The organism is Treponema sp. HNW (assembly GCF_050320395.1).
Lineage (GTDB): Bacteria > Spirochaetota > Spirochaetia > Treponematales > Treponemataceae > Treponema_C.
Genome location: NZ_CP144459.1, coordinates 171,533 through 184,538, shown reverse-complemented (window position 1 = coordinate 184,538; position 13,006 = coordinate 171,533). Strand labels below are relative to the sequence as shown.

The 13,006-nt window shown below is 40.9% G+C and carries 16 protein-coding genes; 9 read left to right on the top strand and 7 right to left on the bottom strand.

The genetic code is table 11. The features are described from left to right. Positions 1 to 8: 8 nt before the first annotated feature. Both V1L52_RS00885 and V1L52_RS00880 read right to left on the bottom strand, forming a co-directional pair. The gene (locus tag V1L52_RS00885) at positions 9 to 350 is read right to left on the bottom strand and encodes a hypothetical protein (RefSeq protein WP_428770413.1); all 342 of its coding nucleotides are present in this window, start codon (positions 348 to 350) and stop codon (positions 9 to 11) included. 2 nt (positions 351 to 352) lie between these two features. Next, on the bottom strand, positions 353 to 865 hold the full coding sequence (locus V1L52_RS00880; protein ID WP_428770412.1) for a gamma carbonic anhydrase family protein: 513 nt from the start codon (positions 863 to 865) through the stop codon (positions 353 to 355). Between the two features lie 66 nt (positions 866 to 931). Here V1L52_RS00880 and V1L52_RS00875 point away from each other — a divergent pair, with 66 nt between their 5' ends. The 9 genes from V1L52_RS00875 to V1L52_RS00835 all read left to right on the top strand — a co-directional run bounded on the left by V1L52_RS00875 (position 932) and on the right by V1L52_RS00835 (position 10,353). After that, positions 932 to 1,687, top strand: a complete 756-nt coding sequence (locus V1L52_RS00875; protein WP_428770411.1) for a ParA family protein — start codon at positions 932 to 934, stop codon at positions 1,685 to 1,687. Beyond that, entirely contained in the window at positions 1,680 to 2,660 is a 981-nt protein-coding gene (locus V1L52_RS00870) for a ParB/RepB/Spo0J family partition protein (protein WP_428770410.1), read from the top strand. The genes V1L52_RS00875 and V1L52_RS00870 overlap by 8 nt, the downstream gene beginning before the upstream one ends. Positions 2,661 to 2,879: 219 nt before the next feature. Beyond that, complete coding sequence (locus V1L52_RS00865) at positions 2,880 to 4,052, top strand: ABC transporter substrate-binding protein (protein ID WP_428770409.1); 1,173 nt, start codon at positions 2,880 to 2,882, stop codon at positions 4,050 to 4,052. Between the two features lie 14 nt (positions 4,053 to 4,066). Beyond that, on the top strand, positions 4,067 to 5,845 hold the full coding sequence (locus V1L52_RS00860) for an ABC transporter permease (protein ID WP_428770408.1): 1,779 nt from the start codon (positions 4,067 to 4,069) through the stop codon (positions 5,843 to 5,845). Positions 5,846 to 5,891: 46 nt separating this feature from the next. After that, positions 5,892 to 7,007: an ABC transporter ATP-binding protein gene (locus V1L52_RS00855; RefSeq protein WP_428770407.1), complete on the top strand. Its 1,116-nt coding sequence runs from the start codon at positions 5,892 to 5,894 to the stop codon at positions 7,005 to 7,007. A gap of 8 nt (positions 7,008 to 7,015) precedes the next feature. Continuing rightward, positions 7,016 to 7,888 carry a MurR/RpiR family transcriptional regulator gene (locus V1L52_RS00850; protein ID WP_428770406.1) on the top strand — a complete coding sequence of 291 codons (873 nt, stop codon included), beginning with the start codon at positions 7,016 to 7,018 and terminating at the stop codon, positions 7,886 to 7,888. Beyond that, a complete protein-coding gene (locus V1L52_RS00845; protein ID WP_428770405.1) occupies positions 7,878 to 8,624 on the top strand; it encodes an HAD family hydrolase in 747 nt (248 codons plus the stop codon). The genes V1L52_RS00850 and V1L52_RS00845 overlap by 11 nt, the downstream gene beginning before the upstream one ends. Before the next feature lie 101 nt (positions 8,625 to 8,725). Then, complete coding sequence (locus V1L52_RS00840) at positions 8,726 to 9,472, top strand: sugar phosphate isomerase/epimerase family protein (protein WP_428770404.1); 747 nt, start codon at positions 8,726 to 8,728, stop codon at positions 9,470 to 9,472. Between the two features lie 8 nt (positions 9,473 to 9,480). Then, positions 9,481 to 10,353 (top strand): PfkB family carbohydrate kinase, encoded by an 873-nt coding sequence (locus V1L52_RS00835; protein ID WP_428770403.1) that lies wholly within the window; start codon positions 9,481 to 9,483, stop codon positions 10,351 to 10,353. A 124-nt stretch (positions 10,354 to 10,477) separates the two neighbouring features. Here the strand turns inward: V1L52_RS00835 and V1L52_RS00830 are convergent, their stop codons facing one another. The 5 genes from V1L52_RS00830 to V1L52_RS00810 all read right to left on the bottom strand — a co-directional run bounded on the left by V1L52_RS00830 (position 10,478) and on the right by V1L52_RS00810 (position 12,929). After that, complete coding sequence (locus V1L52_RS00830; protein WP_428770402.1) at positions 10,478 to 10,756, bottom strand: type II toxin-antitoxin system YafQ family toxin; 279 nt, start codon at positions 10,754 to 10,756, stop codon at positions 10,478 to 10,480. Further along, positions 10,749 to 10,988 carry a type II toxin-antitoxin system RelB/DinJ family antitoxin gene (locus tag V1L52_RS00825; RefSeq protein WP_428770401.1) on the bottom strand — a complete coding sequence of 80 codons (240 nt, stop codon included), beginning with the start codon at positions 10,986 to 10,988 and terminating at the stop codon, positions 10,749 to 10,751. The genes V1L52_RS00830 and V1L52_RS00825 overlap by 8 nt, the downstream gene beginning before the upstream one ends. A 415-nt stretch (positions 10,989 to 11,403) precedes the next feature. After that, positions 11,404 to 12,222, bottom strand: coding sequence for a hypothetical protein (locus V1L52_RS00820; RefSeq protein ID WP_428770400.1), 819 nt, complete (start codon positions 12,220 to 12,222; stop codon positions 11,404 to 11,406). Between the two features lie 100 nt (positions 12,223 to 12,322). After that, on the bottom strand, positions 12,323 to 12,667 hold the full coding sequence (locus tag V1L52_RS00815; RefSeq protein ID WP_428770399.1) for a helix-turn-helix domain-containing protein: 345 nt from the start codon (positions 12,665 to 12,667) through the stop codon (positions 12,323 to 12,325). Continuing rightward, positions 12,654 to 12,929, bottom strand: coding sequence for a type II toxin-antitoxin system RelE/ParE family toxin (locus V1L52_RS00810; protein WP_428770398.1), 276 nt, complete (start codon positions 12,927 to 12,929; stop codon positions 12,654 to 12,656). Before V1L52_RS00810 ends, V1L52_RS00815 begins: the two co-directional genes overlap by 14 nt. Positions 12,930 to 13,006 lie beyond the last annotated feature (77 nt).

Genomic DNA, 13,006 nt, shown 5'->3' with positions numbered 1-13,006 from the left:
GGTACCGCCTATCCGAAGAGTATAAGTCTGCAAATAGCCGAACAGGCTTCAAACATAGGCAAGGCTGTTGCCAAAAGCGGAATTTGACAGCTTTGCGCAAGTTCTTTCATTTTGATTGAAGGAAGCTTATCATTGACCAAAAGAACGGCAGCCGCGCCCGAAACATCGGCTGTTCTGATAGCCTGTTCGGTTGCAAGCCCCGTAATAAGCAGATACCCGTCTTTTTGCGAAACCAGGATATCGCTCATCAAATCGCCTGCAATCACTTCGGTAAATTCAACTGTATTGGTATGAGGAGGAAGATACACAGTGCTTGCAGGTAAATTTTCAATAAGAGTTTGTACGGTCATACTCATTCCTTTGCCCGTTTTTTCTCCTCACAGGCATGCAGAACATAATTTTCGCAGTTTTTTTTCATTGCTTCGATTTCTTCGGGCCGCAAATCGCGAACGGCCTTTGCAGGAGAACCTATAATCAAGCTTCCTGCCGGAAACGATTTTCCCGGAGTAACAAGGGCTCCCGCACCGACCATCGAATTTTCTCCTATATGAGCTTCATTTAAAATAATCGCCCCCATACCGACGGTACAGCCGTTTTCTACCGTACATGAATGAAGAATTGCGCCGTGCCCTACGGTTACGTTTTCGCCGATAATACAGGGAATGTTTTCATCCACATGAACAACCGCATTATCCTGAATATTGCTGTTTTTGCCGATTTTTATCGGTGCCATATCCGCGCGTACGGTTGCCGAAAACCACACCGATGTATGTTCCGCCAGTTCGGCATCTCCGCTTACGTGGGCGTTCCATGCAATAAAGGTGGACTCGTGGATACGGACATCTTTAAGATACTTTTCCTGCATACATTCTCCTTATATTCTCCTTATATTAATATATACTTTTTATAAAAAAAATGATATACTATGTATATGGCAAAGGTCTATGTTTTTGTAAACCAAAAAGGCGGGGTCGGCAAAACCACATCCGCTATTAATATCGGTGCATATATGGCGGCTGCCGGTAAAAAAGTTCTTTTAGTTGATTTTGACTCGCAGGGAAACATGTCTTCCGGTGTCGGTATTTCCAAGGAAAAACCCACTATATACGAATTGATGGCGGGCTTATCGAGCTACGAGCAAACCGTACGTCATACCGAAGTTATCAATTTGGATGCGGTTCCCGCTTCAATCGATTTATCCGGAGCGGCAATAGAACTGGTGGATCAGGCCGAACGTGAGTTTTTTTTGAAAAAAGCTTTAACGCCGCTTTTGCCTCTGTACGATTATATTTTAATAGACTGCCCGCCTTCTTTAGGCCTTTTAACCCTAAACGGTCTTGCAGCTGCAAACTCCGTCCTTATACCTATGCAGTGCGAATACTTTGCCTTGGAAGGAATATCGCTTTTGCTGCAAACGGTTAAAAAAGTGCAGGCTTCGATAAATCCGAATTTGGAAATCGGCGGTATTTTTTTTACAATGTATGATTCCCGCACACGCCTTGCAAACGATGTCGTAACACAGGTAAAAGCCTATTTTAAAGATTCGGTGTTCTCGACAATCATTCCGCGCAACGTACGGCTTTCCGAAGCGCCTTCACACGGTAAACCGATTTGCCTTTACGATCCTTCCTGTGTAGGAGCGCGCAGTTACGAAAAACTTGCCGAAGAGGTAATACGGCATGGCTAAGGGCGGTTTGGGAAAGGGCCTTGACGCCCTCTTGCCTCAGGCGGAATCGGAAGCGGGTATTTCACTTCCGGCTTCGGCGGAAATTGTTCCCTCGGGGAAAAAAGCGGGACAAGCTCACAGTGCCTCCGGTTTTAAAGGAACGGTACGTCCGGCGGAAACCGGCACGACGGCGGAAAACGCTGCGGATGTTTTTATTCCCGTCGACTTATTACAGCCGAACCCCCATCAGCCCCGCCGCGAATTCGATGAAGACGCGCTCAAAGAGCTTGCGGACTCGGTAAAAGAGCACGGCATTATTCAGCCCGTCTTGGTTGAAAAAGCCGAGGGCGGTTTTTATTATATTATTGCAGGCGAGCGGCGCACACGGGCTGCCCGTATGGCGGGGCTTAAAGAAGTTCCCGTGCGTATTCAAAAATTTTCGGATACCAAAAAACTTGAAGTCGCCCTCATCGAAAACATTCAGCGCGAAGATTTAAACCCGCTCGAAGAAGCAAAAGCCTACTATAAACTTATGGAGCTGGGCAACTTAAACCAGGAAGAAACGGCCCGGCGCGTCGGTAAAAACCGCTCGACCGTTGCAAACGCCCTTCGCCTTTTAAAGCTTCCCGAACACATGCAGGACGCCCTTTCGGCGGGTACCCTTTCTGCAGGACACGCCCGTGCGGTTTTATCGGTCAACGACATCTCCTCGCGCGACAAACTGTTTAAGCGTATTATCGATGAGGGTATATCCGTCCGTGAAGCCGAAGAGCTTGCCGCTGAAATGAATAAGGGTAAAAAAGCTTCGGCAAAAAAAACGGCAAAACCCGCCGACAAGCGCGATGCAGACTATGTTTTTCTTGAGCAAAACCTTATAGAAAAGCTCGGCACCAAGGTTTCGCTTAAAGGAAATTTCGAGCGCGGAAGCATCACCATCGACTATTTTTCTCGCGAAGACTTGGACCGCCTTTATAACATTTTTTTTGCCGAGTAAGGGGAAAACGATAATACCCTATACCCTCCTGTCTCTCTGTTTTTATACCGCTGCAAAACCATTTTAGAATCATTACACAATACAAAGCATGTTGAATAAATATCAGCGGATAAAAATCTCAAGCCCGAAATGAAATAAAAATTTAATTTTCTATAAAAAATGAAATAAAATTTGACAAATTTAAAAACACAAAGTAAGATATTTACAGGAGGCGCGATTATGCTGAAAAAATTATTCTGTGTAACGGTAGTATGTTTTTTGTCTTTTTCACTCTTCTCCGGCGGTGCTAAAGAAAAAGTATCATCGGGGCAGCGTGAGAGTGCGGCAGTTATTCCCTCGGAAGAAAATTGGGATATGGTTTATGAGGCTGCAAAGAAAGAAGGAAAAGTTGTTATTTATTCGCTTTCATCAAGAATTTTTGATGCGGTAAAAGAATTCGGTAAAATGTATCCGGAAATTACAATAGAGGCGATAGATATTCCGACAAATCAACAAATAGAAAAGCTGACAAAAGAACAGGCGGCCGGTTTATATAATGTAGATGTGCTTTTGCTTGCCGATGAAACGACTATATTGTATGACCTTATAAAAAAGGGACTCGCTTCCACTTATGTTCCTGCAGATTTAATTGACGGAGTAAAAACCCTTGATGTTATAGAACCTCGATATAGGACGCCCCTGTTGCTTCATTCAATCGAAGCAAAGGTCATTTTTTATAATGCGGACAGCTACAAAGAGCCTCCCGTAGACAACCTGTGGGATTTTACCCGTCCCGAATGGAAGGGAAAATTCCAAATGAAAGATCCTATGCAGGCTAATGAAAATATGAATTTTTTGCAAATGGTTGTAAAGCATTCCGATTTAATGGCTGCCGCATACGAAAAAGAATTCGGTAAAAAGTTGACCTTATCACCGGGTATTGAAAATGCCGGACTTGAATGGATTGACAGAATTTTAAAAAATGATCTTGTCTTAACAAGTTCGGACGGCAGCGTTTCTTCCGCAGTCGGTGCTCCCGGCCAAACGAATGCGCCTTTAGGCTTGTGTATTGCATCTTCGAAAATTCGCGATAACAAAAAGGGGCAAAAACTCGCAATCGCATGGAATGTAGAACCTAAATTCGGTATTTACAAAGGAAATTATCTTCTTTTAGCCAATAAAGCTCCTCATCCGAATGCGGCAAAACTCTTAATTCGATATATGCTCGGCGATGCTCAGGGAGGTAAAGGATTAAAATCCTTTTACGTTCCCGGCCAATGGGTTGCACGCTCCGACGTTAAATCTCTCAGCAATACCTCTCTTGAAGACGTAACAAAATTAAGCTGGGGTTTGGATACCGATTATATTTACTACGAAGGACTTAAAGTCAGGGATTTTTGGCTTTCCCGCTAATGAGAGAGGACGTAATGTATACGGAACAAAAAAGATTGTTATTGCCGAGTGCAAAACCTGAAAGAATATGGGGCTGGATTATTGCGGCTTTGTTGATTTTTCTCGTATTCGTTCCCGTCTTGTTTATGATCGGAAAATCCTTTTCATACGATGCAAATGCCGAACGAATGGTGCGGGGTGCCCGCGAGGGGGCGTTTACATTTTTTAACTGGAAGCGGGTTACCGCAGGAAGTTTGTCTAAATCTCTTTTATATAAGCCGGCTGTAAACAGTTTGCTTATAGCGCTGGGGATGACTGCGCTCTCTTTGTTCGGCGGCTGTTTTTTTGCATGGCTTGTTGTGCGTTCGGACATACCCTTTAAAAGATTTTTTTCGGTTGTACTTATTATTCCGTATATAGTTCCGTCATGGACACTGGCAATGGCTTGGATTACCGTATTTAAAAGCGAGCAATACGGCGGAACTCCGGGATTTTTGAATGCCGTATTCGGTGTAAATCCGCCCCAATGGCTCATATACGGTTATATTCCTATTGTTATTTCGTTGGGCGTACACTATGTTCCGTATTTTTTTATTATGATGAGGGGCGCGTTGGCGAATATCGACTCCCGTTTGGAAGAAAGTGCCGAATTGCTGCGCGCCTCAAAGGCCGAAATTCTGGTAAAAATAACCTTGCCGATGGTGTTGCCCGCCATCGGTGCAGGTTTTATTTTGACCTTCAGCAAGGGACTCGGAGAATTCGGTACGCAGGCATTTTTAGGACTACCTATACGTTATTATACGCTTTCGACACGCATATACTCCGCACTGAACAATCAATTATACGGGGAAGGTTATGTATTGGCCCTGCTTCTTATTATTGCTACAACCTTTGTCGTTATTCTTAATCAAATTGTTATCGGTACCCGTAAAAGATATGTTACTATAAGCGGAAAAGGGTCCGTTAAAAAACAAGTTACACTGGGTAAATGGCGTATACCGCTTACGGTTTTACTTCTTTTATTTACGATATTGTTTATCTTTGCCCCCCTGCTTTTATTGGTTATACAAACCTTTATGAAGCAGGAAGGCTCTTACAGTCTTTCGAATTTTACCCTGCATTATTGGTTCGGAAGAGAAGACAGTAACATTGCAATGGGGCAAGCCGGTATCTTTAAAAATAAAATAATATTGGATGCTGCCGCCAATTCATTAAAACTGAGTATTCTGGTTGCCCTTATAAGCGGGATTATCGGAATTTTAATAGGCTACACTGTTGTAAAAGGGCGAAAAACTTTTTTAGCAAAGCTCATAGAAAATCTTACCTTTGCACCATATTTAATTCCCGGAGTAGCTTTCGGCGGTATATACCTTACCCTGTTTGCGAGTAAAATAGGGCCTCTTCCGAGTTTATACGGTACCTTTGCCCTGTTGATATTGGTTTGTACGGTTAAGCATCTACCCTTTTCTTCCTCTGCCGGTATTACCGCAATGCACCAAATAGATCCCTCGCTTGAAGAGGTTGCGATTGTTCACCGCATCGGCTGGGGTACACGGTTTGCAAAAATTATTTTCCCCTTGGCAAAAAGCGGCGTTTTGTCCGCAATGCTTTTAAATTTCATTACTACCATGCGAACCTTGGATTTGGTTATTTTACTTGTTACGCCGAAAACAACCCTTATGACTTCGGTTATTTTCAGATATGCCGAACAGGGCTTTGTACAGCATTCTTACGGCATAATGGTAATTATTATTTTTATGGTAATAACGGGACACCTCTTATTGTCGAAAATCGGAGGTAAAATTGAACTGTAAAAAAACGTTTACAGCAACAAAAAAATATCATTGAGGAGATTAAAAGATGAGTTATATACGGTTTGTAAATCTTGAAAAAAAATTTGAAAACGTTCATGCCGTCGATAATATAAGTTTTGATGTTCAAAAAGGAGACTTCGTAACCTTTTTAGGCCCGTCCGGCTGCGGAAAAACAACAACCCTCAGATGTTTGTCGGGACTTGAAACCCCCGAAGGCGGAGAAATATATGCCGACAATAAGCTCATTTTTTCCGCAGAGAAAAAAATCAATTTACCCGCAGGAGAAAGAGGACTGGGGCTTGTATTCCAAAACTACGCTCTATGGCCCCATATGACCGTCGAGCAGAATATCGCTTTCGGGCTGCGCAAAATGAAAGTCGATGCCGCAACAAAAGCGGAAAAAATAAAACGGGTCTTGGATGCAATGGATATAGAAGAATACCGCAGCCGATATCCTCATGAGCTTTCCGGAGGCCAGCAGCAGCGTGTTGCGGTTGCCCGTATGATTGTAAATGAGCCTTCCATTTTGCTGTTTGACGAACCCTTATCGAATTTGGATGCAAAGCTTCGTATGAAACTTCGCTCGGAATTAAAAAAACTGCATAGTTCTTTAGGCGCAACCAGTATCTATGTAACCCATGATCAAACGGAAGCTCTGGCGCTTTCGGATAAAATTGTCGTAATGAAAAAAGGAACAATACAGCAAATAGGCAGCCCGTCGGAGGTATACCATAAACCTGCAAATATTTTTGTTGCCGACTTTATGGGAAACCCCGAAACGAATTTACTTGAAGGAACATTGGTCCGCAAAGATAAAAAAATCGAATTTTATCCGAAATTGACGGATACAAGCGTCATAGAACTGCCTCCGCATATACCCGATATGAATACCGACAAACTGGTTTTAAATGCACGCCCCGAAGATATCGACATAAAAACCGAATATACGGATCCGGGAACCTGCTTTTCGGTCTATACTACTCAGCTGATGGGCTCGGAGGTGTTAATACATCTAAAGTCGAAAAATAAAAAACTTGATCTTATAGCAAAATGCCCCGAAGAAGAAGCAAGTCATTGTATCCCCGAGCAAAATGCAGCACTGAAAGTAAAAAGAGGAAACTTGTTTGATGCCGACACAGGACTGCTTTTGTACACCTTTTAGGATGAAAAATGACTGAAGATTGTTTTCAAGAAATTTTAGACATATATGATTCCCTGCCCAAACAGCAAAAAAAAATTGCCGACTTTGTGCTTACAAGCTTTTCCGAAGTGATTTATTTTTCCGTCGGACGGATGGCTTCCGCTATAGGAGTGAGCGCGGCTTCAATAGTCCGCTTTACCAGAATGCTCGGCTTTGAAGGTTTTTCCGATTTTCAGGAAGCCTTCTTTGAATACCACAAAAAGATTCATTCGCCGCGGGGCAGGGTTCAGCAATTGATAAAAGATTTTGATAATACCGAGATTAATTATCGAAATATAACGAAACGGGAAATACGGTATTTGGAAAAATCAATCCACCTTATCGATGATAAAACCTATTGGGCGGCGGTAAATTTGCTTTGTAAAGCACAAAAGGTTCATATATTGGGCATGGGACCGAACGAAATGCTCGGCTGCCATTTGAGCTTTCGTCTGCGTCGTTTTTCCGTTGATACTTTTCATCACAAACACGGTGATTCTATGCTGGCGGAAGAATTGCTTAGACTTAGCCGGCAAGACGCCGCGGTTGCATATAATTTTTTTCGTATTTCTGATGAATTGAAAATTTATGTCGATATAATGAAAAAAAAGGAGGTTCCGGTTATTCTTATTACGGATATTATGAACCCGGCAATAATAAAGGACTGCAGCTTTGTCTTTTGTGCGGAACGAGGTCCTCAAGGGTCCTTTCATTCGCCGCTTGTACCGCTTGCGATTACCAATGCGCTTTTGGTAGGTGTTGCGTATAAATTGGATAAAAAAGCTTTGCAGTCTCTTGAATTGCTTGAAACATATAGACAAAAGTATTATTACAATAAAAGCGGAGAAAAATATGGATCTTAAAATGATTTTTTTTGATTTCGGCGGCACTATAGATGTATACCCAACCGACAAAAAACAAAAAGCAAAAGCATGTGCAAAAGTAAAACATTTGTTTCAAGAACATAAAGCTTTTTCAAACCAAATTCCGGATGATGAATTTGAAGAAACCCTTATCTGCGGCTTAAAAAACTATTATTCATGGCGCAAAGATGAACATATCGAATTGCCGCCGGAAGAAATATTTTTTCGTTTTGTGTTGGACAAATATAAAGTCGATAAAAAAATTTGTGATGAGTTGGGAGAAAAAGCCGCCTTTATTATTGAAACCGACGGCTATTACCGCAGTGCGAGAGCCGAAGCACGAGAAGCTTTAGAAGCGATACGAAATAAAAATATACCGATGGGTATTATCAGCAATATCATATCACGCGGACAAGTCGCCTACTCTCTGGAATCATACGGTTTAACTTCTTTTTTTAATCCTGTTATTCTTTCAGCCCTCTACGGAAAGCGAAAACCCCATCCCGGTATTTTTCAGCATGCCTGTGAACAAGCCGGGGTCGATGTCGGCGATGTTATGTATGTCGGAAACAGTCCTTCAAAAGATATTGACGGTGCAAAGGCGGCAGGAATCGGAAAAACCGTTTTAATCGAATATTTTGACAACAAGCCTTCTGATATCGGAAGTCCGCCCGACTTTACAATTAAAGACTTGCGGGAACTTTTGCCTATAATCGATGCTTTAGGAAAAAAATAATGCGTATAGGAGTTTCCCTTCCGTTTATGTTTCTTGCAGGAATAAACACCGACGAAAGCAATACGGACGCGTTGCAAAAAGCAGGGTGTATTCCTGAACATATGCTGAAAACATTAAAAGAAAGAGGCTGCCAATATATAGAAGTGCGGCATTGGAAGCAAGACCCCGATTGCAGCCTTATCGCTTCGGTGTTTGATAAAATCCTTGATACGGGATTAAAAATAAGCTTTCACGGCGATGTGAATGAAAATACGGGAACAGCAGGAATGTATGCCTCTTTTCCGTGGCTTTACAGCTATATGGAAAAAACTTCTCAAGCCCCTTTGGTGCTGACCCTACATCCTCTTAACTCAACACAGAATACTGTCGAAGAAAACTATAACCTGACTTTTCAAATGCTTAAGCACTGTGCCGAAGATATCGAAAAAGAAAACCTTCCGATAACCGTCGCATACGAAATTCAACGCAGCAAAGGGTATTCCGATCCGGCAGTTGTGTATTCGATGCTTGTGCAAATGGTCAAAGATCTAAACAATCCGCTTATAAAAATCTGTTGGGACATGGGACATGCATATGCAAATTATATGCAAGGTCTTATTCCAAAAGAGCCGCCCTCCGACTTTTTATCTTATACCGCACATACTCATATTCATGACATCCGTCCGGGCAGTACATCCACACACTGGCCCCTGATATTCAATACGGTTGAAGTAGAAACGTATGTAAATCTTTTACGGAAAGCAGGGTATGAGGGTATTTTTAATTTGGAATTGAGCCCGGGTAAATTTGCACACATGAGTGTTCTTGACGGTTTTATCAAAAGTATCGATTTTTTACGAAATCTATAGGAGGCACTATGCGTAAAAACTATGACATTGTATCGATAGGTCATGTTACAAACGATGTAAAAAATATAATGGGAACAAAGAATTTTTTCACAGGCGGGGCGGCATTTTTTTCCTCCTTTGCCGCACAAAAAAGCGGAGCGGATGTTTTGGTAATTACAAAAACGGCGGAAAAGGATTCACGGATTTTAGCCCCCTTACGGGAAGCGGGAATCGATGTGATTTCATATCCTTCGCAATACACAACATCGATGGAAAACGCTTTTTTGACAGCGGATATGGACAAGCGCTCTTTGAATCTTATTTCGGTTGCCGATTCTTTTACACTCGACGATATCCCCGCCGATATAAACGCAACGGTCTTTCATTTGGGCGGTTTGTTTTACGGTGAAATTCCTGAAGAACTTATAATACCCCTTGCTTCCCGCGGAAAACTTGCTCTCGATTTACAGTCAGTTTTACGCTGTATAGAAAGCGGTAATATTGAAGTCAAAGATTGGGCGGCAAAGAAAACCTATCTTCCCTATATTTATTATTTAAAAGCCGATATTGCCGAAATGAAGATAATAACGAACACGGATAATAAAGAAAAAGCGACACAAATGCTTTTTGAATGGGGAGCAAAAGAAATCGTTATTACGGAACAAAACGAACTGTTTGTTTTTGACGGTAAAAATTATTTTCGAGCCCCCTTTACCCCTTCAAATCAAAGCGGCCGTATAGGACGGGGAGATACCTGTTTTCTTTCGTATATTGCACATAGGCTTGCTCACGATATTTCCGATTCCATTCGATATTCGGCGGCTTTAACGAGTATAAAGATGGAAACCGAAGGTCCTTTTAGCGGAAATATCAACAGCGTATTGGAGCGGATGAAAAGATAAATCTATAAAATCGTGCGCCTTAAAGGAAATTTCGAGCGCGGAAGCATCACCATCGACTATTTTTCTCGCGAAGATTTGGACCGCCTTTATAACATTTTTTTTGCCGAGTAAGGGGAAAAGTATTTTATTTTTTAAATAAATCCGAATGACTGCCTGTTCTATATAAAATCAATTCCAGCTCATTTGCCTTAATTCCATATATAAGCAAAAAATCAGCCGTAATATGACACTCTCTATATCCTTTATATTTACCCAACAGTTGATGATCCTTTTTTTCTTCCGGCAAGGGCTGCCGTCTTTGCAGCATATCAATGATATAAAATAATTCGTCAATATCTGATTTTCTTTTAACCGCTAATTTATAATCCCTCTTAAACTGTGTCGTATATACAAGCTTAAGCATCTAAAGCTTCCTTTAATTCTGCAAGCGTTGAAAAAGGGCCGTGAAGTTCCTGTCCTTTTTCTGCAAGTTCCAGTGTTTTTATTGTTATTTCATTCGGATTATCAATTTTTATTTCAAACGGAATTTTTTGCTCTCTGACCACGGCTTTGGCAAAAAGAGTAATAGCGGTAGACACCGGCATACCGAACGCTTCACACATAGCTGTAAAATCATTTTTTAATTGCGTATCCATACGGACACTGAAAGCGGAGTGAGCCATTTTAATACCTCCTTGATACCGAATTATATGACTTTGTAATGCTTTTTACAAGCTTAATAATACAAAAAAGATGCAAACGATGAAAACACGGGCCACTGGTATTCTATACAACAGAATGCATGAAAAATCACGCAAAAATCATCATGTGCTATATTTCAGGCGGTATAACAGGGGCGCATTTTACAGAAATGTAATCATCTAATTTTATCGTCAGTTGATTCATTTTTTTTATCTCCTTTCATTTGAGGTAGTCTGTCTTTCTATCCTTACAAATTTCAATTTCATTTACCGGTGTTTTGCATAGATCGTATTTCGTAAAAACCGCAAATCTTTATTACTGAGCATTGCCGCGGTACCGTCTTTGAAAACTGTCTTGGACACACTTACCTTATTCATAATCTCTTTTAAGGCATGACAAATAATCCTGCATAGCGGAAACGTGCAATAGCGGCATTTGTCCGTCTGCAGAAAAAGTTTCCCGGAGAATACTTTTTCTATAGTCGATATCAAGTAACTTTTCAATTAAGAATTTTTTTGTTTTTTTTCCTTTTATCAGGCTGTCGTCCATTTTTTCTATAAGAAATAACATTCTTATAAGAATATCATCAAGCCGAACATTGCTTAATTCAAGACATTTGTTATGTATAGCCGATTGCGTATTTTCCGTAAGTTTTGTTTTTGCCTTTATTACATATCCGTCATAGTATTCCACATCGTTATTTGAAATATCATACAATATTATCCGGCCTATTGTTTTTTTGTTTTTTATTTTTTCACTTTCAAAGTATTCACATACGATATATCCGTCGTTTTTTATCTCGATTGAAGTAAAGGCGGCGGGAAGCGGTTCGGCAGGAAGATAGTATATAGTGTCAGCACATTTAATGACCAACTTAAAATCCGTATTCCAAAGAATATTACCGCAGCGCGTATAATAGTCATTCCCTTCGGAATCCAAAACTTTAAAAAAACCGTTTCCTTGAATTGCGATGTCTGTTTTATTTCCCGTTACGGTAAGAGAGCCTTGTGCAAAATTTATTTTTCCGTTTGATTTCATAATGCGTTCGTCAAACGTTTTTTTATACCCATACGTGTAAAAATTCATCAAATCGGTATAGAGATAATCATATTCGTTTTCGGGCGAAAGGGCATACATTCCGCTGACCGCATAAAGCACAATTAAAAAAAATAAAACCTTATTTTTCATTTATCAGCTCTTTTTCCGGTTTTCCGATTGCAAGGCCGGACTATGCTTAAACGGAACTTCCTGATATCATCAACAATTTCTTTTGTACTATGCACGTCAATCATTCCGGCGTTTTTTTTGCTACGGAAATGACATTAAAATCTTCAAGCATTTTCTTGCCGCCGAATCGGAGTATTTGCAAAAATCTTTGAGTGCTGCCCTGCGGCATATTTTTTCCGGATTCCCACGCTTCAACGGTTTTGGGAGAAACGCCCAAAACAAAGGCAAAATTCCTTTGGGTGAGATTTAAATCTTTGCGAATTTGTTTAATCTCCATATCCCTAAAAGCAGGAAGCTCTGCAACCTTAATACACATCTTTCGGGCTTTTGCAGGATTTCCGTTAGCATATTCAAAACTTTCCGTAAGACCGTTCATAATACTTTCAAATGCTTTATTTTCCGCCATTTTGAGCCTCCTTTTCCGCCTCCCTAATTGCCGTTACAATCTTTTTCATTTCATTACGTTCTTTCTTACTTAAGTTAATTTTTTCATTTTTAGAAAATACCGTAATTAAATAAATATGTTCTGCAAAAACAATATCAAGATAGATAATTCTTACACCGCCGCTTTTCCCTTTTGCTCCCAATGCCCATCGTATTTTTTTAATACCTCCGGTTCCTTCCATCACATCACCGGCATTCGGATTTTTGCAGAGAAAAATTTCCACCTGCGGTCAAATTCTTTAGTAATGATGAATTCTCTTATCACTACTAAAATATAACCCCTGTCAAATAGGGTGTCAAG